Here is a 20280-nt window from a genome sequence, read left to right on the forward strand (position 1 = left end):
CTCTTGCCGCGTTTCTTGCCGAACACGCTCCACCAGCGGTTGTCGCGGCAGATCCGCCACGCGGTCCGGTCGGCCATGCCAGATCCCATGGCGCGGGCCTCGTCGGCCAGGAACCGGTAGCCGAACTCAGGGTCCTCGCGGTGGGCGTCGAACAGAGCGTTAGCCCGGGCGGCCTGTGCGAACTCGGCGTCGGTAACCGGCCGTTCAAGCCATCGGTAGTAGGGCTGTCTGGCGAGCTTCAGGACCCGGCACGTCACCGTGACGGGCACCCCGCCTGCGGCCAGCTCTTTCACGAGCGGGTAGATCATTTTCCCGGCAGGTTCGCCTGGGACAGGTAGGCAGCGGCCCGGCGCAGGACCTCGTTCTCCTGCTCCAGCAGCTTGATCCGCCGACGTGCTTCGCGGAGTTCCGTACTCTCCTGGCTGGTCGTTCCGGGCCTGGTCCCGTCGTCGATATCCGCGCGGCGCATCCACTTCCACAGCGTCATCGCGTGGACGCCGAAATCGGCGGCCACCTGCTCGACGGGTCTGATGCACGATCGGGTGACATCTTGACCTGACCCTGTCCCGGGTTCCTGAACGACCTCGCGAACATCGGACTGGCCCCACTCGCCGGAGCTCTGCAGAACACCGGAACGTCGTAGCGCAGGGCATCACCACCCCTTACAACTCCAAGGTCAACAAAGGCCGCTTCACCGACGTCAAGCTTCAGAAACGGATCATGGCCGGGCGTGCTGGCGCCCCGCTCCCCCGCCACCGCGTCGTCCTGGTGACCCACATTCGCCGACGCTCTGCGAACCGGTCGGTCATCTCACCGAGATGATCTCCGCCTACGAAAATCTTGTCAGAGCCACCTAGAACGTGTCCGATGGGTCGTGTGACGCTGCCGCTGGGGCTCGTTCCGTGGGTCATGGGGCGGGGAGATCTTTCGGATGAAGAGTGGGCCCTGTTGGAGCCGCACTTGCCAAGGAATCGTGGGCGGGGTGGACGCTGGCAATGCCACCGTCGTGTGATCAACGGGATCCTGTTCCGGCAGCAGACCGGCCTTCCCTGGCGGGACCTTCCTTCCTGGACAAGGAGCGAGGTCGGGTCAGCGCCCACTACTTCGTGGTCACCAACCCAGTTCTGCAGTGGCTCTGCTGGCCCACAGAATCACTCGCCCGCCTCATCGAGAGCCGAGGTTAAACGACAAGCTAAGACGATGTCTCGATTCACAGGCGGCGGCCTACTGCTGGCTGTGGTTAGTGTCGTTTTCGCGCTCGGAGTAGCCGATTAAGCGCTCTCGGTTCGCGATAGGGGCCCGACCATAACTTGGGGCCCCCGTCTCGACCATCGTCAGTCTTTGTTCTTCCTCCGTTTCTGATCCCGGAAAAACGCCCAGACGGCGACGGCAACAACTACGACGAAAATGAGTGCCGTGGCCAAGGGGCTTCCTTTGACTCCTGTACCCATCACCAGGAGGGTGATCGTCATTCTGTCCCCTTTTCAGAGCCAGAGACTGCTGATTACCGCGCCTGCAGTCAAGGCGATGCCAGCCGTAATAGACCTCGAAGCGACACCGAGCGCCGTCCCAGCCTTCGACAGCCCCTCTCCCCAACCGTCGATCCTGGAAAAGAATTCTGTCCGAGCCCGACCCCTCACGCCAGGGGGAACCGGCAAGTCCGTTCGGCGTTCTACTTCTTTATCATCTTGATCCTTTTTTCGTACCTGGACCAGGAGAATGCACTGATCACCACAACCAGGGTGAGCATTATTGCTCCTGTAGGCCAGAAACCATTCACGGCACTCCTTCCGATTTGCGGACGATTACGTCCAGTCTCAATCACCGATCGCCGCACCACCGGCACAAACGGCTTGGTAGCCAATGTCAGTAATTTTTGCTGCCGTGCACCCAACTTCGGCGGCTGCCATTGTAGTTCCAACTCCTCCGCCAGCTGCGCTAAGAATGCCCGTAGCCGCAATCTGTCCGGGAGAATCGCCCTCGGGTCCATGGGGTTGATGGGGGCGCCGACTGCGTAGGCGTAGAGGTTGGATTCCTTGCCGGAGGGGTCGGGCTGGGCGAAGCGGTCGAGTTGGCGGCCCTACTAACGGCTCCATCTATCTGTACGAGGCGAGGTGTAGGTATGACACGGCGCGATCGTGCCGCTCGGCGATAACTGGCGAGCAAACGCCGTGAAGCCCCTCGCAGGTGAGTGGTCTGGTGAGCACTCGTCCGCGAGGAGCTTCACGGCATTGCACTACTGGCCCAGCGCTATTGTCGCGCGCCGGAGCAAGTCAGAGGAGGCTCTATGAGTCAGCGCCTCCGCTTACGCGTCGAACGCCCATAAATGATCATCGCGATGACGACTGCTATCGCCACCAGGAAAATGATCAACCCCGCGTTCCCGTCGGGCATGAGCCGTCCGCTATTCGCGAGCGGAATCTGTCCGAACTGCTTCATAGCTCTCCTCTGCTGCGCACTACGCCTACGACCAGGCGTCAGTTGCAGAACTCTCGACTTCGTTACCAATGTACTCAGCCCCTGTGAAGCAGGCTGCGCCTACAACAAAGGCGCCTGCTCCCATGGTCGGAGCACCCGCAAGCGCAGCCCCTGCAACGCAGGCGTCTTCAGCCATGAAAGAAACGGCCTCACCAGCCGCAATGGCCGCAACCTGGCCCCAGTCACCATCCTGGGCGGCAACAGCCGCCTTCCCGAGGGAATAGATTCCCGTGACCTTCCCGGCACCATCCAACATTCCCTTCATCGCGCCCTCAACGGACCAATTTCCGCTCGGGTCGATGCGGTTGACGGGGTCTCCAGCCGCGTAGGAGTACAGGTTGCTTTCCTTGCCGGAGGGGTCGGGCTGGGAGAAGCGGCCGAGTTGGGGGTCGTAGTAGCGAGCGCCCATCTTGTAGAGGCCGGACGGGTCCAGATAGGTGCCGGTATAGCGGTAGGGCTGGTTCGTACCGCTGGTGGTGCGGGCTTCGCCGTAGGGGCCATAGCTGTAGGTCGCCGTGCGCTTGCCGCTCGCGTCGACCAGGCCGATGACGCTGCCCTGGACATCGGTGAGGTAGTACTGGCTCGCCCCGCCGCTCGTCATGGCTGTCAGCGTGCCCGAGGCTTCCCGGACGAAACCGGTCGTGCCCTCACGGGTCATGCCGGTCGCGGCATTGGTGAAGGTCGAACTGCCCCGAGTGAGTCGGTCGTTGTTGTCGACGCCGGCGTAGCCGTACGTGGAGGCCGTCCCGGAAGCCGTCAGCGCGGACAGCTGGGCGTACGGCGTCCACTGGCCGCCCGAGCGGGTGCCGGTGGGCGAAGCGGCGGAGGTCTCGTTGCCGTCGCCGTCGTAGGTGAAACCGGTGTTGCCGCCCAGCGAGGTGAGTTCGTTCGCGTTGTTGTACTCGCGGGCGGACTGGGTGTCGGCGCACGCGGGGAGGCTGGTGCCGGTGGAGCGGCCGGTCATGTTGCCGGCCTTGTCGTAGCAGTAGGCCCAACCCGCGGTCGTGGCACTGTCCTTGGTCTCCACGGCCTTGGTCAGGCGGCCCTTGGAGTCGTAGGTGTAGGCGGTGGCGGCGCCGTCGACGGTGCGCTTGTTGATCTTGTCGGAGTCCTTGCCGGACTTGTTGTAGTCGTAGGAGATCGTGGACAGAACGGTGGAGCCGTTCTTGACCTCGATCTTCTGGGCGCGGCTGGACTTGTCGTAGTCCGTCTTCTGCACCGTGCCGCCCGGGTACGTGGTGGTGGTGCGGTCGCCGTTCTTGTCATAGTCGTAGGTGGTCTTGGCGCCGCCGGGCTGGGTGAGGGTGGTGAGTTGGTTGGCGTCGTTGTAGTCGTAGGTGAGGGTGCCGCCCGCGTCGGTGGCGGTCTTGACGTTGCCGGCCGCGTCGTAGGTCACCGAGCTCGCGCCGCCCGCCGGCAGGCTGCGGGTGCGCTCGCGGCTCTGCTCGTCATAGGTGTACGTGCTCGTGCCGGTGGGCGAGGTGCGGGTCTTGATGTTGCCGTCGGCGTCGTAGACGAACGTCGTGGTCTTGCCGTCGCTGGTCTGCGTCTTGAGGCGGTCGCGCTTGTCGTAGGTGTAGACCGTCTTGATGCCGCGGCCGTCGGTAACGGTGTCGGTACGGCCCAGGGCGTCGTAGGTGTAGGTGATGTCCTCCTGCGCGGAGGGGCGGTCGACCTTGGCCAGATTGCCCTTGGGGTCGTAGGTGAACGACGTCTTGTTGCCCTCGGGGTCGGTGGCCGCACAGCGCTGGCCGGGCAGGCCTTCGCAGTCCATGGCGCCGGACTTCGGGTTGTAGTCGTAGGTCCACTTCGCGCCGTCGGAACCGGAGGTGGTGTCGGTCTGCGACATCATGTTGCCGGAAGTGTCGTAGCCGTTGGTGACCTTGTCACCGCTCGCGGAGGTCAGCGTCTCGGGGTAATGGCCGCCGGACTTCTGGGTCCAGGCCGCGGTCGACTGCGCCCCGGTGGGCTGGGTGGCGGTCTTGGGGTTGAAGGAGTCGTCGTAGTCGAACTTGACGGTGTTGCCCGCGGTGGAGCCTGTGCCCATGCCGTCGACAGCGCTGGTGACGTTGTTGTCCGGCCCCCACGACTTGGAGCGCTCGCGGCCGAGAGGATCGGTGGTCTTCTTCAGGCGCCAGCGGGCGTCGACCGTCTTCTCGGTGTTCTTGCCCCGCGGGTCGGTGACACGGACCACGCCTTCGCCCTCGCTGCCGGGCTGCGGCAGGATGTAGCGGAAGGCCGTGGTGGCGCCGGTGCCGGCGGTCTTGTCGACGACCCGGGTGATCGACGCGAGAAGGTTGGTGTTCCAGGTGAACCGCGTCTCGCGGCCCTCCGGCGTGGTCACCTTCGTCATCCGGTGCGAGGTGTCGTACTCGAAGGCCGTGGTCTTGCCGTCGGTGTCGGTGAACGTCTTGAGGTCGTTGCCCGACCACGTGTACGACGCGTAGCGGCCGGTGTTGTCGGTGACCTTGGTGATCTGCTTGCCGTCATTCCCGAAGTTCAGAGTGCGGCCCGACGCGGAAGTGATCTTCGAGGTGAACGCGCCGGAGTAGCTGATCGTGGTGGCGTTGCCGTTCTTGTCCTCGACCTTGCTCACGCGCGCGTCACCGGTCGTGCCCGAGCGGGTGAAGGTCGTCTTCTGCCCGTTCTTGCGCGAGGTCAGCGTGAACGACTTCTTGTCCGAGGACTGCGTGAGGTCCTGCTTGTAGCCGGGGGCCGGGGTGAACTTGGAGCCGTCGCGCTCGAACACGGCGATCGTGCCGGACGGACCCTGCACATAGACCGACGTGGGGTTCGGCTCGTGGATCAGGTAGTCGCTGCCGGTGGTCGCCTTCCAGCTGGTGTTCAGCCCGTTGTAGGCGAGACCGAAGGACAGGCCGGGGCCGGCGTCGGCGATGTCGAAGGCGTTCGCGGAGACCAGCAGGTTCCCGTTGCCGTAGTTGACCTGCGCGCCGACCGAGTCCGACAGCGGCGCCGCGAAGAACTCCGACCAGGGGACCTGGCCGGTGCCCAACCCCTGGAACGTGGACTGGAGGATGCCTTCCTGGACCAGCTTGCGGTCCTTGCCCGGAATCCCGATCGGGGTACTCTTCGGGGCCTTGGTCTGTCCCACGGGCGACGCGGTGAGCCGGGGCGAGGCGGGTCGGTCGGCGGCGGGCGCGGCCGACGCCTGGGCCGGGATCAGGGCAGCGAGCAGCGCCGTCCCGGCTGCGGCGGCGACCACTGCCGCGGCGGCAGAGCGTTTGCCACGTCTGGCTCGCCGGTTTTCGGGCATGACAGAGTGCACGAGGAACTCTCCTTGGATCAACAGGCTTCACGGGCCATGTGGTTGAGGAGCGGGACCCGGCGGGTGGCGGCCGGTGGGCGGCTGCCACCCGCGCACATCAGGTATGGGTCACGGCGCAGAGGGCCGCGAGGTCCCGTCGTGGAAGCCGGCGCGGGGCAGTCGCCCGCGCCGACGTCGGGTCAGCAGCGCTTGGACGACCTGCCGCTGTAAGCGCCCTCCTCGTCGGCGATGGTCAGTTTGCCGTCGCCGGAGGTGCAGTCGTCGACCGAGTCGGCGCCGTTGCCCCAGAACTCCTGGGACAACGAGTCATAGACGCGGCGCTCTCCTTGCAGCACCTCACGGTCGTAGTTCCAGACACCGACCTGGAGGTCGAACTTGATCTTCTTGTCCAGGAACGACTTCCACACCCACACGTAGCCGTAGTTCTGCTTGCACTTCGGCGAGTAGAACTGCTTCACCGAGGCGATCGTCTCGGTGCCCCGGTAGGCATAGGCCGTCGTGCCGATCTGGTAGGCGTCGGAGCACACGCCGGCCGCCGTCGCCGCTGCGGTGGCAGGGTTTCCGGCCTCCGAAGGAGCGCTCGAGGCCGGCGGCTTCGCGCCGGGAGCGGGGACGGGCCCCGTACCGGCGGATGCCGTGCCCGCTGCGGCCAGCGTCAGGGCGAACGCCCCCGACGCGGCGGCCGCACAGGCCAGCGTTCTCAGATTCTTCTGGGCGCGCGAAATCCGCGCACCGTTGGTGCGTCGCATCAAGACTTCCCCCCACAGGAAGACAGACCTCGCAGACCCCTGCGGTCACGAGGAGCCCACAACCTGTCACGGGACCTACACAAGCCGATGGTTGTGCCCTCGAACATCTGCACCACACGGGCCAGAACAAGCCCCTCCGCATCACAGGTTCCAGACAGGAACGCACGTGTCACCGGCCCGCATGTCGACGGAAGCCGGTCACAGGCCCGTCAAGTACCGGCAAAACATGACTGAAAACGATTGTTTGCGCTGCTCGAAGTGCGCGAGTGGTTATTCAACCGCGCCATTCGAGCCAGGTGTAGACCATGCTTATGGCGCTCTTGTCCCGGTATGCTGTCCGTTTTGCCACGTCCTGGGGAGAGTTGAGGACGCAACGAAAATGGCGTCAGGCATGAGCCGCTCACCGAAACCCATTTGACAAGCGCTTTCTCTCGCGAGAGCACCGCCACCTGTTCCGTCAGCCGGTGAGCAGCCCGATGCGCAGGGCCGTGACCGTCGGTGTGTCCACGCCCGCGAAGGGCACCTGGACGTGCCACGCCAGCATGCCGAGGAGCTCCCGGTCCGCCTTGCCGGGCCCGCCGTTTCGGCGTGCGAGACCATCCGCGCGAACACTGTCCTGGTCGATCCGGGGATGTGTGGGGCTACGGATCGCGAACGTACGTAGGCGCGCAGGCAAGCTCACCCACCAACGACGTACGGCACGGGACAAGTTGGGCATGCGCAGGTGAACGGCCAGAAATCGGCGAGGCTGGTGAGGGGGTTTTGGGGCGAGTACAGGGGCGCTTTGAGACGGGGGTTTCCGTTCAGGCAACACCATGACAGCCCGTTGCAACCTGCCTACAAGAAGATTGCAAGTGTCATGCGGCATGCTCCTCAGCGCCCGGCCTCCCGGCCCGGCAAAACCCAAAGAGCCGATAGAGCATCCTGAAATACGGGACTGCCTTCCACGGCAACCTGCCTACACGAGACATAAAACATGCGGGGGGAAATGAAAACGCGAAATCTCATTGTCACCGGAATTCTCAGCATAGCTGCGTTGGCGCTCTCCATGGGGCCGGCGAGTGCGGGCGAGAGCGTGTCTGTGAGCGTGACGCATCCTGACTGCCCAGCACTTCTCCATGTTGCCGCGGAGGGAAGCTTCACCAACAATGGTGACCTTTTCTACGCGTACGACGTCTGCACCGATGGGCATTCTGCGGTGTTGCAGGTGGACGCATCCCCGTTCTCCACGGATCCCAATCATTATGACTGGAAGATGCAGGTCAGTTCGGGCGCAGGGGAATCGGCCTACAAGACGCACAACTACACTGAGGGTACTCGGATAGCAATTCGTTCCTGCGTCTACGAGGGGGCCACCAGACTCCGTTGCAGTGGCTGGGAATTCGGAACCGCATAAACGCGGCAGGAAACGCAGAGACCCAGGTCCATGACCTGGGTCTCTGCGTTTCCCGGTAATCTCAACCTTTCACGCTCAAAGAGCTCGTAACAGGATCTTGCTGAAACAGGTTGGTGGGGCGTTACCGGTGTGACGATTCGGCCGTTCGTGATGGTGTGGGTACTCGACCGTGGATCGTGGACGACGAGTTGTGGGCGCAGATCGAGCCGTTGCTTCCGCCATGGCCGGAGCGGTCGCCGGCGCCGCGGCCAGTATCGGACCGGCTCTGTCTCCAGGGCATCCACTTCGTTCTCTACAACGACATAGCCTGGCAACTCCTGCCCCTGGAGAAGGGTTTCGGCTCGGGACAGACATGCTGGCGCCGCCTGGACCGGTGGCAGCAGGCAGGGGTCTTCGACCGGCTGCACCAGCTCCTGCTCGCCAAGCTGAACGTGGCCGGCGAACTCGACTGGTCACGCGCGTGCGTGGATGGTTCACACGTCCGCACGAAAAAGGGGGACCCGACATCGGTCCGTCGCCGGTCGACCGGCGGAAGACGGGCAGCAAACATCACCTGATCTGCGACGGACGCGGCACACCGCTGAAGGTCATCACGACCGCAGCCAACGTGAACGACGTCACCCAGACCCTTGCTCTGGTGGATGGGATCCCGCCCGTCGCCACGGCTCCAACCCGAACCGAGGCGAACTGCGCAAGCGCCGGATCCCGCCTGTCATCTCCCGCATTCGCCCAACTCGGCGCCGGGTTCTCGATATCGCAGGCCACCGCCTGGCGCTACGTGGACGAGGCCCTGGAGGTGCTGGTTCCTGGGCCCCGGGCCTCCACGAAGCCCTTACCGGCCTCGGTGACGGCGACCACGTCATTGTTGACGGCACGCTGATCCCCACCGACCGCGTCCGCGCCGATCAGCCGTACTGCTCACAGAAGAACAAGAAGCACGGCATGAACGTGTAGGTCATCCCCCGCCCGGACGGCACACCGTTGCGGTTCTCCCGCGCGACACCCGGCCGCACACACGACCTGGCCTCCGCCCGCGCCCACGGCATCGTCCAGGCCTGCCTGACCAGGCAGATCCTCGTCCTCGCGGACCGCGCCTACAAGAGCGCCGGCGCCACCTTCCGCACACCGTACTACCACCACAGCGAACAGCCCGAGCACTACCAGCAGTTCAACCGTGACCACGCCCGACTCCGAGCTCCCGGCGAACGGGCCTTCGCCCAACTCAAGTCCTGGCGCATCATGCGCAGAGCACGCTCCTCCCCCGCCGCATCAGCCGCACCGCCCAAGCCATCCACACGCTCCTGACATGCGACTACTCAGGATGAAAGAGGTTCAGTCAGAATGTCTCTCTACTTCTTTTCACGCTTGAGGCGCCAGTAGAGCAGGGCGAACGCCACCACCATGACTATCGCTCCGAGGATGACGGTGGCTGCTGTGTTGTCCCCGATCCCAATGCCCACTACTGCTAGGTCCACTTGCTTTCACCTTTCAGAGCCATCCGCCCGTTATTCCTGCACCGTCGAAGTAACCCAATGCGGTGTACTCGAGGTCAACCCCCAGGTCTGTTTTCCCCCTATACCAGCCAGCTTTGTCGCGGCTCCGACGCCACCCGTCCCTAGTTCCAGGAGTCCGACCGCTGCGGTTTCCCCTGCAGAATTCCCGATGCGATGGAACCCGCAACACTCAAGCCAGTGCCCACTGCGGCCGCTCCGATTGCCGCGGGCACCGATACCGAGGCCAGGGCGACAAGTCCGACTACGGTCCCTGCCAGGCCGAGGCCTTCGCCCGGTGAGAGTAGTCCGCTGAGGTCGGCGCGGTTAACGGGGTCCCCGGCGGCGTAGGCGTAGAGGTTTACGGTCATCCAACCGCTTACGCCCCCGCAATGAGGCGGGAGGCGGGCAGCAGCGGCCGGGCGAACTCCCCTCTGTATCGGACAGTTCATGACGACGTATCACCTGATCATGGTCCACCACGCAAGATCAGCATTTGACCCCACCCCCTAGGGGTGAGTGCGACCGAAGGCGTACAGCTAAATGCCGTGAAGAATGACGATATCCGGATTTAGGAGCGAAAGAATGTGAGTACGAAGAGATCGACGTCCCCGCGTGACAGTAGACGGGGACGCATGTGAACAGGAGAGAACATGCGTGGCGTTTTGATTGGCGTCCTGGGGGCCGTGGCAGTGGTCGGAGTCGCGGCGGCGGTCGCCGTGCCCGCGGCCGAGCACTGGTATGACGGGCGCCATGAGCAGACGTCCACCTACGCCTCGGGCAAGGAGGCGAAGGAGCAGCGGGAGAGTGTTCCCCGGTGGCTCCCGGACGACGCCACGTCGGTGACCTACGCGATGAGGACCACCGGAGGCGAACGCATCCTCAAAGCGACGCTTGGCGAGAGCCGCCTGCCCGCGCAGTGTCAGCCGCTCGGCGGCAGGACCGCCCCGCCGCCCGAGATCAGCGCCTCATGGTTCCCCGCGGACGCCGACGATACCGCGAAGGGACGCTGTGGCTCCTACTACGTCTCGCTGGACAGCAACACCTTGTATGCCTGGCAGACGAACAAGGACTGGGTGGCAAAGAACCACGGGACGGAGGAGTAGTCCCCGTCTGCGCTGCCGCTCCCGCCCCACCGGTCCCGCCCCGCGTTGACACTCGCGCGGCCCACGCCCCCTGAGGTTCTCCGTGCTCGCATTCGCTCCGCCGGCCGTTCTTCTGCTCTGGTTCTGCTGGGGCGTCCGCCAGGACCGCCGCCAGTTCCGCAACGCCGTGCTGCTCGGCCTGACCGTGCTGAGCCTCTCGCTCGCTCTGCTCACTCAGGTGGACCGCCTGCCGCACCGGCTGGCCGTGCCGGTGTACTCGCTGGTCTTCCTCGTGCCGGTACTCGCCGTCATCGTTCTCGGCGGCTTCCTCGTCGCCAACGGTCTCACCATGGTCCGCAAAGAGGGCCGCAGACCGGCGAACCTTCTCTCAGGGCTGGCCGGGACCGGCATCTTCGCCGTCCTCATTCTGGTGATGACGGCCGACTACGTGGGCGACTCGAAGGGCTACCGGGCTTTCATCCTGGCCGTCGTGTTCGTCACGGGTTACCTCGCGTTCCTCTTCCTGTGCTTCCTCGGATACGCCTTCCTGTACGGGCGTATCCGGGTACGGGGCGACGTGGACTTCGTAGTGATGCTGGGTTCGGGGCTCATCGGCGGTGAGCGCGTGCCGCCGCTGCTCGCCTCCCGGCTGCGGGCCGGGCTGACGATCCACGCACAGCAGGCGGCGCGGGGCGCGAAGCCTCCGGTGCTGCTGGTCTCCGGCGGCCAGGGACCGGACGAACAGCTCCCGGAGGCCCGGGCGATGGGCCGTTGGCTGATCGACCAGGGAGCTGACCCCGCACTCGTCCTCGAGGAGCCGCGGTCCCGTACGACATCGCAGAACCTGCGCTTCAGCCGCGCGATGATGGAGGAGGCCGACGAACGGTACGTGTGCGTCGTAGTCACCAACAACTTCCATGCGTTCCGCGCGGCCATGACCGCCCGCCGGGAGGGGGTGCGCGGACAGGTCCTGGGATCTCCCACCGCTTCCTATTTCTGGCCCAGCGCCACGATCCGGGAGTTCGTCGCCGTGTTCTGGGAGCACCGCAGGACAAACGCCGTCCTGTGTGTACTGCTGGTGGCCCTCGCCGTGGTGCTGGGAATGGGCCTATAAGTCCCGGCGCATCGGTGCGCGTTCAGGTCGATACCGGACGGCGCCGACCCGACCCCGGCGCACCGGTGAGAGTTCGAGCTCGGGACCGGCCGGCTCGGACCCGCTGCCTGTCACCGGGACAGCGGGACACCACACCGAACGGACCACACGAAACCACCCCGGGCATGTGGACCGTCAGCCACCCGTCCGCGAACGCCGCGAACGACCGGCCGACATACGAGGCCCGGCGCAATCACGGCGGGGAAAGGCGCCTACAGGCCGGAACACGATGTCGGCCACTCCCCCGGCATGGCCGTTCACCATCCAGAGCTCGTTCCCCTCGGTGCCCGGACACCGGTGCAGGGCGTCGCCATGCCGGGTCACCGCGAAGAGAGCGTCGTCGCGCCGCGAAGCCGACGTCGCCCCAGCAGCAGGCCGGGTACCGGCCCGTTAGCACCGACGTCAATCACTCGGTACCGGCGCTGGCGCCCACCAGCACACGGGCCGTCTCTCCGGCCTCGGCCACCAGGTCGTCGTCGGCACCCGCGACCCCGAGGCCACCCTGGCCCGCACCGAGCCCGACATGATGGGCACCGAACCCTTCGCCGCCTTCCACGCCGCCCACCCCGAGCTGACACTGGCTCCCTTCACCGAAGCCGACGGTGCAGCCAAGGACGTGTTCTAACCATCGCGTCCAGGCAGGAGTCGCCCGCCGAGTAGCACCGTGCAGGCCCCGACGGTCAGCAACCCGCCAGCAAGGAAGGTGCCACGCACGCCGGCGAGCGGCAGGACCAGTCCCCCGACCGCGGCGCCCACCGCGATGCCGGCGTTGTAAGCGCCGGAGTTCGCCGCAAGCGCCATATCGGTGCGGCCCGGCGCGCAATGCAGCATCTCGTTCTGGGTGGTCATGAACACCGGCCCGAGTGCACCGCCCATCAGCGCCAGGAACACCACCGCCGCCACCGGATGGGTGCCTGCCGCGTACAGGCCGAGCATGCCCACCGCCTGTGTGGCCACGGCAGTGGTCAGCGCGGACTGCGCGAAGCGGTCCAGCACCGCCCCGGTGATGCTCACCCCGGCCAGACAGGCAACACCGAAAACCACGAACAGGGCGCTGACCGCGCTCGAGGAGAACCCGCTCACGTCGCCCAGGAACTTCACGATGTAGGTATATCCCGCGAACGCCCCAGTCGCGGACAGGGTTCCTGCCGCCAGCACGATCCCGAACCTGCGGGTGTCGGGACTGGTTCCGTAGGCGGCGGGCTCTTCTTCCGGGCGTGAGCTCGGCAGCAGAACGGCGATCGTCACGAGGGAGATGAGCCCCAGAGCCGCCAGCATGGCGACTGGCACCTTCCAGTTGCTCTGCTGGCCAAGCCAGGTACCAGCGGGAACACCGAGCACGAGGGCGAGCGAACCGGCAACGGACAGCGCCCCGACTACACGTCCGCGGACCGCACGCACGAACAGGCCCACCGCGACAGGGCCCATCACAGCCCAGAACAGCGCCTGAGCGAGCGCGGTCAGCAGCCGCGCCACAAGGAGCAGCCAATAGGAGGTGGCCGACGCCGCAACGAGGCTGGACACCACCAGCGCGGCCAGTAGCCCCGTGAGCACATGGCGTCGGGGCACGGCCCGCACGGCGTGGGCCAGCGGCAAAGACGCCACTGCCACCGTCACGCCATAACCGGTGACCAAGAGACCGACCGCTGACACGGACACTCGCAGGCTTTCGGAGATGAGCTCCAGAAGGCCGACCGGCAGATTCTCCGCAGTGTTGAAGGTGAACGCAGCCAGCATCAGCGCTACGAGCACTGCCAACCTGTGCCATGGAGCCGGTCGCGGCGTGACCCTTCGGTCTCGTCCTGAGCTCGTCCGTTGAGCCTGTTCCGTGGCACCGTCCATAAATGCACCTCACCGGGCTCACATGTCCCGCCGCAACCGAATTTTTCTGTCATGTGGGGACGCTCAAATGATCGAGCGTTGGCTTCGAAGCCGCCCACTCCTGGGTTCGAAACTGCCCCACTCAAGAACGCCAACAAGCTGGAGAAGAAAGGGAACAGTGCACGGTCGGAATAACCCCCTCCCGCCAGTAGTGGCCGCTCTGCACAGCGGCTGCCGCCCCGACCCTCAGCCGGACAGCGCCAGCAAGAGGATCGCGGCCCTGCGCGAGTCTGGTCCTGGCCGTACCGGGCGACGGCCAGTGGGCCTATTCCTCGGCTGCGGCCCGCCGTGTCTGTGCGGTGTCGGTCCGCTTGCTGCAGCTGGCGGACCCACTCCCGCGAGATGCCGATGGCCTCGGCGGTCGCCGGGCCGTCTGACGTTCCAGCTGCCGTATGCCATGCCCGAGGAGCGACATCCGCGCTCTCCAGCTCGACAGTTACGCCACCGCGAACCGACTACGGTCCTGGCGAAAGCAGTTGAGCCGCCACGAACGAACCTGGGCCCGTAGCCGCGCTCCTGCCGCCCAATGTGGTCTACCGGTCCAGGACTGCGTGGACCTTCGTCTCTGTCCGGTTTCGCCGTGCGGCCCGGTACTGCTGGATCAGTGTCTTCATAATGGCTGGCAGGGACACATCGGCGCCTCCGTCCACCAGGTTGCCACCCGCCTGCTGCACTGCGTCCAGCTTGAGATGCTGCATACGGCACAGCGCCGCGACAAAGGGGCGCGTCGCAGGGGCGACGAGCTGGGGAAGCTGGTCGGCCACGCGCAGCTGATCCTGTGCCAGGGCGGTCTGCTCCTGCACGAGCGCGGCCAGCGAGCGTCGTACATCGGCCGTGGGCTGGACGATGCCGTTCACGGTCAGCTGATGCCGGTCGAGGTCCTGCTGGGGGATGCCGACGACGCCGCCGGCCGCATCCTCTGCGAGATCGTCGAGCCAGTCCAAGCGCTGCATCGACTCGATGAGTGCTCGGCATCGGGCTTCGAATGCGGACTGATCGGCGTGTGCACCGGCAGGAGCGACGAAGCCGGCCATGAGCATGAAGGCGGGCAGCGAGTAACCCGTGACGTACTCCTGCAGCTCCTTTTCGGTGCGGAACCCCGCGTAGTCGACGTCCAAGTGCGCGCCGTCGAGGAAGGCCTCAACTCGCGGTCGCAGGCCGGGATGGCGAGCGACGGTGTCGGCGAGCGTCCGGAGGGTGGCGTCGGTGCCGGCCACCGGCTCGTCGAGCGCAGCACGGGTGGCGTCTGCCCATTGCGCCAGCGCGGTCTTGCGGTCGGCGACCGCCCCGGTGTCGATGAGATTGTCGGTGGCGTGCATGAAGGCTACGGCGGCGATGACCTGTGGATGCAGAGCGGGCGCCAGCAGGAGCCGTACCGCCAGGTATTCCTTCTTCGCGAAGGACCTCACGAGATCGCGCTGACGGGAGTAGTCCGCGGCCAGGTCGGCGCGCCTGATTCCGGCAGTGCGCAGCGTCTTCTTCCAGGTGGGCATCACAAAATCCTAGGAGGTGCGACGGGTTGTGCGGGCTGCCAGCGGGCGGACGGTGCGCGACCTGCGGCCCCGAACAGGCACGCGTGGACGCACAGCTCTTCAAGGCGGGAGGTCCAGGCACAAGCCTGCCTAAAGGGTGTTGTACACGGCTGTGTTCGGGCAGGTCGGAGCCGGTTGGCGCGGTCCTCTGGTCATGCTGCGAGGGCGTGGTTGTGCGTCTGGGCGACCGCCTGGACAGCGTGGTGGAAGCCGTTGCCGTGTTGCCGGCAGTCGCGGAGGTTCTTGTAGTTCTTCAGCCGACCGATCACATGCTCCACCCGCGCGCGGACCGTGCGGTGGGCGTCGTTGTCGGCCTCTTCGCCTGGCATCAGCTCGCGTCGGGGGCGTTTGCGATGTGGGGTGACCATGCCGCAGTTCAGGTAGGCGCCGTCGGCCAGCACGGTCACTCCCTGGCAGTGCGCGGCAGGCCCGGACGCCCGCCAGGCGTGCGCGTGCGCGGTGGTGCCCGGGAGCGGCTGGGCGGCGGCGATCACGAGGCGGGTATCGGCATCCACGATGACCTGCACATTCGCCGAGAACCGGTAGTTGCGTGAGGACGAGCTGACCTTGCGGTCACGGACGGGTACCAGGGCGCAGTCCACGATCCACAGCCGGTCCGCCGCATCGGCCGGCCGCGTCACCGGCCTCCAACGCGAGCAGCGGGCCCAGCCTCTGGATAACCCGGCACACCGTCGAGGACGAGATCCCGAACAGCGGGCCGAGCTGCCGCATGGTCAGGTTCGTGCGGTAGTACACGGCCCCAGCCATACAACGGAGATGCCCACATCGCGACCTTGTCCAATGCCCTTTAGCAAATTCGGCTGACGTGCAGTATGACAACTTTACGCACCCCTGTCGTCCTTCTCTCCGACAACAGTAGAAGGGAACAAGAATCCCAGTACACCACCCATGAGCAGTCCGGCCATTGCAAAGAGAGGAAGACTCGAAGCTTCCACCCTCATTACAAGACCCGCAATGAGGGCACCCAGCGAGTTAAATATCGCTCCGATAATGCTGGCATTTCGCCGCCGCCGAACCGTCTCTCGCCTCTGGGGCATGAAACTCCTCTCACGCTATTCAGCCGACCTATTCCCGAGGTCACCCGAAGAGACTCTTGACGGCCTTTCCGGACTCGCCACTTAAGCCGAGATCAACCGGGAGGTAGCGTCCTCACCCACTCACGCACAGGCCTCGACCAGTTGGGCATGCGCTGATGGTGCCGTGTCTTGTTGAGGCCGCACCGCTGAAAGCGGTGCGGCCTCAACGGGTGAGCGTGGGTGCTGCCGTGCCGCGACGTAGGCACCGTGAACGGCCGATTGCCCCCCTGACCTGCCTACGGAGACCTGTCTACGCGCAACAAGCCCCCAAGCAGGAGCAACGCTCCAATACTGCTGACAACGGTGTAGGTAACGTCGCCGTCAACTATCGAGAATCCTAGGAGCAGAAGGAAGATGCACATCGCTGCCAGCATGACCCATGCTCGAGAATTCACTAGAAAATCCTTTTTACGAGGCTGTATCCGCTGTTCGGGCCGCAGTCTATGAACTCGTCGGATGCGGCACCGGTTTTCACCCAGTGAGGGCACTCGTCATTCACGTTCGCGAGGGCGAATCTCCCACCGATCGTAACGAAAGTGGCTGCCGCCCCTCCCCCGCTTGCGGCTGCTCCGCCGACAGCCTCTACGGCCATTCCTACTGCTTTCACGCTCTTGTTGAGCAGCTCGGTGGGGTCAATGCGGTTGACGGGGTCGCCTGCGGCGTAAAGGTAGGGGTTTTGTTCCTGGCCGGAGGGGTCGGGATGGGTAAAGCGGCCGATGCTGGGGTCGTAGTAGCGGGCCGCGTAGTGGGAGAGGCCGCTGGGGCCGTGGAAGCCGCCGGCGAACTGGTAGGGCTGGGTGACCTGTTCGCTGGTCGTAGCGCGGGTGACGCCGCGGGGACTGTAGGCGTACGTGGTGACCTTCGCACCGGTCTCGTCGGTGCCGCCGATGACGGAGCCGAACGCGTCGGTGGGTAGTAGTACGCCTTCCCGCTGCGGGTCATGGGATTCAGTGTGCCCCCGGGCTCGCGCACAAATCCCAGCTATGCACTGGTACCGGGATATAGCTAGAGTGCTGGCATGGGTAAGCAGACGAACATCCGCCTGGACGAGGCCGTCAAAGCAGCGGCCGAGGACCGGGCGAAGCGCCGCGGCCTTAGCCTGCAGGGGTACGTGGCCGACCTGATCGAGGCCGACGTGAACCAGTCGCGTGCGGCCTTCATGGCCGGCGCCGCGTCCTTCCTGGCGGCGTACACGGACGCGTTCGAGGCGGAAGTCGGCGAGGACCGCTACCCCGCTCTCCCCGGCAACGCCGCGGAGAGGGCCCCGAGGGACGCCGCGTGAATCTCCGTATCGACCTTGCGTGGATCCTGGCAGTGGCGCAGCAGATTCCGGGGGATCCCCAAGTCGTCGACTACGGGGTCCCCGTCGCCGCGGAAGCACGTCATCGGGCGGAGATCCTCGACCAAGAGGTCTACCCCGAACCCCATCACAAGGCCGCGGCGCTGCTGTGCGAGCTGGCAAGAAACCCGAGCCTGCAGATGAGGAACCTGCTGTTCGCAGCCACGGTGACCGCGGCCTATCTCTCGGCGTGCGGGCTTCCGGTAAGCCCCGGCCTGGACACCGTTCTCCCGCTGGCCCGCGCCGCCCGGAACGGGCTCCCCGTGCGCGAGGTCGCCGCTCAGATCAAGACCTGGACCAGCTGATCCTCGCGTGTTGATTTGCGCTGAGCAGGCGAACACAACGCACTCGGCTACCACGACAAGACAGCCACCCCCCGCTTACCGAAGCCGCAGGAACCTGGAGCCGATAGGCCCCTGACGACCACTCACGGTGACGTCAGGATTGACCTCAATGAGTCCAGTTGTGGAAACGCGCCCGCTTGGTACCGCACGCGCCGGCGGCCAGGGCCCTGTCGTAAGCCCGCTGCACGGCGGCGTCGGTTTCGGCCTTCGGCGTATTCATGGGGATGTAGACCCCGGAGTAGACAACGCACGACGAGTCGTAGACCGGCCACAGCGACCACGATCCGAACGCGACGACGGCGGCGATCACTGTAAGCACGGCTGTGACTCGGCGGCGCGGCGTGGAGAAAAGACGTGTTATCACCGGTGGATGGTACGGAACGGCGTGAAGGCAGCGGATGACCAGGGCCGTCCCTCACGGTGCCACCTGAACCCGTAGACACCTGCGACTGCGCCTGGGACCAGTGCGCGGCAAGCGGCTGGCGTGTACCGCTGGTGAGGCGCTGGATTTCCTGACCGCGCCCTGGCGCCGGCGAGCACGCGCGTTCCCGTGATCATCCCATCCTCACGGGTTGGCCATCGTGCCTACACGGGAAAGCTCCGCAGGGGAGCCGTTCGCGTAGACGAACTCGCCCTTCTCCCTGCCGGCCTGCCGTCCGCGAGAGGGCACCGCCTCGAGCCCGGTGACTCAGCGCCGTAGCGGACTTTTCCCCATATACCGGCGCTCTGGGGCGCGAGGCTACCGGCGGGCGGCGGTGGGCGCGACACCGGTCAGGTCCGCGCTCGCCTGCCACAGTCGTTGCGCTGTTTCGGTGTCCGTCAGCTGAGTCCACAGACGCTCGCGGTGCGGTCGGCCACGCAGGCCGAAGACGCGCGGCCCCCACAGCTCACCGCCGGCGATCCGTGGGTCGAGCACGGCCCGGACCGCGGGCCGGGCGCCGGCGTGCTTGCCCTGGAGCACGAGGCCGACGGGCGCCATGCGCAGCGCCGTCCCGGCCTTCCGTACGTGGACGGGTGGTCGCGACGGGGTGAGTGACTCCAGCGCACCGCCGGGGTGGACGACGACGCTCGACACCGTACTGCCCGCGGCACGCAGCCGCCGGTCGAGTTCCAGGCCGAAGTACATCTGAGCCAGCTTTGACCGGGCGTAGGTGCGCTTGGCCTGGTAATCCGTGCGGGACTGCAGATCGTCCAGATCCAGGCGCTCTGATTTGGCAGCGAAGCTGCCGACCGTCACGATGCGAGCGTCCTGCGCGGCCTCCAGCAGCGGCATCAGCCAATAGGTCAGCGCGAAGTGCCCGAGGTGGTTGGTGCCGAAGTGCATCTCGTTGCCGTCGCCTGTCCGCTTGGGCTCCGTTCCCTCGAGGAAGACACCGGCATTGTGAACCACCGCGTCAAGGCGCCCCACCTCCAAAGAATCCACCGTCGCCTGCAACGAGCCCAGATCAGCGAGGTCCAAGCCCACTGACCTCACCCGCGCCCCCGGCACCCGCGCGCGGATCGCGGCCATGGCAGCGTCGGCCCGCGGCGCACTCCGGCTGCCGAGCACCACTGTGGCGCCGGTACCGGCCAGCTGCTCGGCGGTGAAATACCCGATGCCCGCATTGCCACCCGTGACCAGATACACGCGGTCGGTGGCGCAGACGGTCTGAGGCATGACGAAGCTCCCGTGAGGCGTGACAGCGGCTGTTCGGCCGAACAACCCAGCGTCCACGATGCCGCCAGCCGCCGACACGCCGCCGACATCCGGCCGACAACGGCGAGCGCACCCAAAGCCGACCGCAGGCAGCACCACGGAGTGGGTTGGCGTTGACGGTCTGGTCTGGTCCCACTTTTCCGGCTTCAGGTGGCTCCATGTCGTCGTGTCTGGGGGTCTGCCTTCCGACTGGCCGCGGCCCCGGCTTCCGGTCTCGCGTGGCCCCAGCCAACGAGGGGTCAGCAACATCCTTCACGGCTCATCACGAGTCACACCAGGTCAGGTCATGACTGACCGTGGTGGTACTCCTCGGAAGGCATCGAGTCCCATTCGGAATTCGCGCCGTCGCGCGTGACCATGAACAACGGGCGCGATCGCAGGACCTGTCCGACGCGTTGCCCGCGTATGACGACCCCGGGATCATCCGGTCCTGCATAGCCCTCGGGCGTGTAGCGAAAGTGACCGTCCACTGCCTCGGCGTGCGCGACTTCGTCACTCTCCAGTTCCGACAGGTCCCTTCCGACCAGCGGGAATCCGTCGTGTCCGACCTGGGGACCGTGGACGGCGTCGGCTGCGATGCAGAACAGCCCCGCGGCTTGGCTCACGTATGCCGTAACGGCAGGCAGTGAAGAGGCCACCCCGCGGTGATGAACCTCGATCTTCCACGTAGGCGAGAAGATCGCGTGGACGCGCGGGCAATCGCTGACCTTCGTCTGGCCGACAACCTGAAACGCCTCGACCACCTCGTCGACAT

General features: G+C 65.8%; 15 protein-coding genes and 5 pseudogenes. 7 read left to right on the plus strand and 13 right to left on the minus strand.

What is annotated here, in order from left to right; translation table 11 throughout:
- Positions 1-308: pseudogene (locus G3I40_RS20435) on the minus strand (IS3 family transposase); the annotation flags it as partial.
- Entirely contained in the window at positions 305-514 is a 210-nt protein-coding gene (locus tag G3I40_RS20440) for a hypothetical protein (RefSeq protein ID WP_164303579.1), read from the minus strand. The gene G3I40_RS20440 and the pseudogene G3I40_RS20435, both read right to left, overlap by 4 nt.
- 395 nt (positions 515-909) lie before the next feature.
- On the opposite strand from G3I40_RS20440, the pseudogene G3I40_RS20445 reads away from it, so the two are divergent.
- A pseudogene (locus tag G3I40_RS20445) lies at positions 910-1065 on the plus strand (transposase); the annotation flags it as partial.
- A gap of 269 nt (positions 1066-1334) precedes the next feature.
- Here the strand turns inward: G3I40_RS20445 and G3I40_RS20450 are convergent.
- From G3I40_RS20450 to G3I40_RS20465, 4 genes are all read right to left on the minus strand, one after another.
- Entirely contained in the window at positions 1335-1472 is a 138-nt protein-coding gene (locus tag G3I40_RS20450) for a hypothetical protein (RefSeq protein ID WP_164303580.1), read from the minus strand.
- Positions 1473-2464: 992 nt separating this feature from the next.
- Positions 2465-5701 (minus strand): RHS repeat-associated core domain-containing protein, encoded by a 3237-nt coding sequence (locus G3I40_RS20455; RefSeq protein WP_343244971.1) that lies wholly within the window; start codon positions 5699-5701, stop codon positions 2465-2467.
- A 242-nt stretch (positions 5702-5943) separates the two neighbouring features.
- On the minus strand, positions 5944-6513 hold the full coding sequence (locus G3I40_RS20460; protein ID WP_239091842.1) for a hypothetical protein: 570 nt from the start codon (positions 6511-6513) through the stop codon (positions 5944-5946).
- A 457-nt stretch (positions 6514-6970) separates the two neighbouring features.
- Complete coding sequence (locus G3I40_RS20465; RefSeq protein WP_164303581.1) at positions 6971-7195, minus strand: hypothetical protein; 225 nt, start codon at positions 7193-7195, stop codon at positions 6971-6973.
- A gap of 890 nt (positions 7196-8085) precedes the next feature.
- Here G3I40_RS20465 and G3I40_RS20470 point away from each other — a divergent pair.
- The 4 genes and pseudogenes from G3I40_RS20470 to G3I40_RS20490 all read left to right on the plus strand — a co-directional run bounded on the left by G3I40_RS20470 (position 8086) and on the right by G3I40_RS20490 (position 11598).
- On the plus strand, positions 8086-8466 hold the full coding sequence (locus G3I40_RS20470; protein ID WP_164303582.1) for a transposase: 381 nt from the start codon (positions 8086-8088) through the stop codon (positions 8464-8466).
- Between the two features lie 167 nt (positions 8467-8633).
- A pseudogene (locus G3I40_RS20480) lies at positions 8634-9234 on the plus strand (transposase family protein); the annotation flags it as partial.
- A gap of 818 nt (positions 9235-10052) precedes the next feature.
- A complete protein-coding gene (locus G3I40_RS20485; RefSeq protein WP_164303583.1) occupies positions 10053-10505 on the plus strand; it encodes a hypothetical protein in 453 nt (150 codons plus the stop codon).
- An 82-nt stretch (positions 10506-10587) separates the two neighbouring features.
- On the plus strand, positions 10588-11598 hold the full coding sequence (locus tag G3I40_RS20490) for a YdcF family protein (RefSeq protein WP_164303584.1): 1011 nt from the start codon (positions 10588-10590) through the stop codon (positions 11596-11598).
- Between the two features lie 660 nt (positions 11599-12258).
- On the opposite strand, the gene G3I40_RS20500 is transcribed toward G3I40_RS20490, so the two are convergent.
- The 4 genes and pseudogenes from G3I40_RS20500 to G3I40_RS20515 form a co-directional block, all read right to left on the minus strand.
- Positions 12259-13374, minus strand: coding sequence for an MFS transporter (locus tag G3I40_RS20500; RefSeq protein WP_203644475.1), 1116 nt, complete (start codon positions 13372-13374; stop codon positions 12259-12261).
- Positions 13375-14051: 677 nt separating this feature from the next.
- Entirely contained in the window at positions 14052-15011 is a 960-nt protein-coding gene (locus tag G3I40_RS20505) for a squalene/phytoene synthase family protein (protein WP_164303586.1), read from the minus strand.
- Positions 15012-15202: 191 nt separating this feature from the next.
- Positions 15203-15809, minus strand: a pseudogene (locus G3I40_RS20510) (transposase family protein); the annotation flags it as partial.
- 732 nt (positions 15810-16541) lie between these two features.
- Positions 16542-17125 (minus strand): annotated as a pseudogene (locus G3I40_RS20515) (RHS repeat-associated core domain-containing protein); the annotation flags it as partial.
- Positions 17126-17165: 40 nt separating this feature from the next.
- Between G3I40_RS20515 and G3I40_RS20520 the strand changes: the two are divergent.
- Together G3I40_RS20520 and G3I40_RS20525 are read left to right on the plus strand one after the other, a co-directional pair.
- Positions 17166-17429, plus strand: coding sequence for a hypothetical protein (locus G3I40_RS20520; protein ID WP_203644462.1), 264 nt, complete (start codon positions 17166-17168; stop codon positions 17427-17429).
- Positions 17426-17791, plus strand: coding sequence for a hypothetical protein (locus G3I40_RS20525; protein ID WP_164303587.1), 366 nt, complete (start codon positions 17426-17428; stop codon positions 17789-17791). The genes G3I40_RS20520 and G3I40_RS20525 overlap by 4 nt, the downstream gene beginning before the upstream one ends.
- Positions 17792-17936: 145 nt before the next feature.
- Here G3I40_RS20525 and G3I40_RS20530 read toward each other — a convergent pair whose 3' ends face one another.
- The 3 genes from G3I40_RS20530 to G3I40_RS20540 all read right to left on the minus strand — a co-directional run bounded on the left by G3I40_RS20530 (position 17937) and on the right by G3I40_RS20540 (position 20269).
- A complete protein-coding gene (locus G3I40_RS20530; RefSeq protein ID WP_164303588.1) occupies positions 17937-18140 on the minus strand; it encodes a hypothetical protein in 204 nt (67 codons plus the stop codon).
- 429 nt (positions 18141-18569) lie between these two features.
- Entirely contained in the window at positions 18570-19487 is a 918-nt protein-coding gene (locus G3I40_RS20535; RefSeq protein ID WP_164303589.1) for an SDR family NAD(P)-dependent oxidoreductase, read from the minus strand.
- Positions 19488-19810: 323 nt separating this feature from the next.
- Positions 19811-20269 (minus strand): hypothetical protein, encoded by a 459-nt coding sequence (locus G3I40_RS20540; RefSeq protein WP_164303590.1) that lies wholly within the window; start codon positions 20267-20269, stop codon positions 19811-19813.
- Between the last annotated feature and the right edge of the window lie 11 nt (positions 20270-20280).

This window comes from Streptomyces sp. SID14478, from assembly GCF_010548525.1.
In the GTDB taxonomy this organism is placed as follows: domain Bacteria; phylum Actinomycetota; class Actinomycetes; order Streptomycetales; family Streptomycetaceae; genus Streptomyces.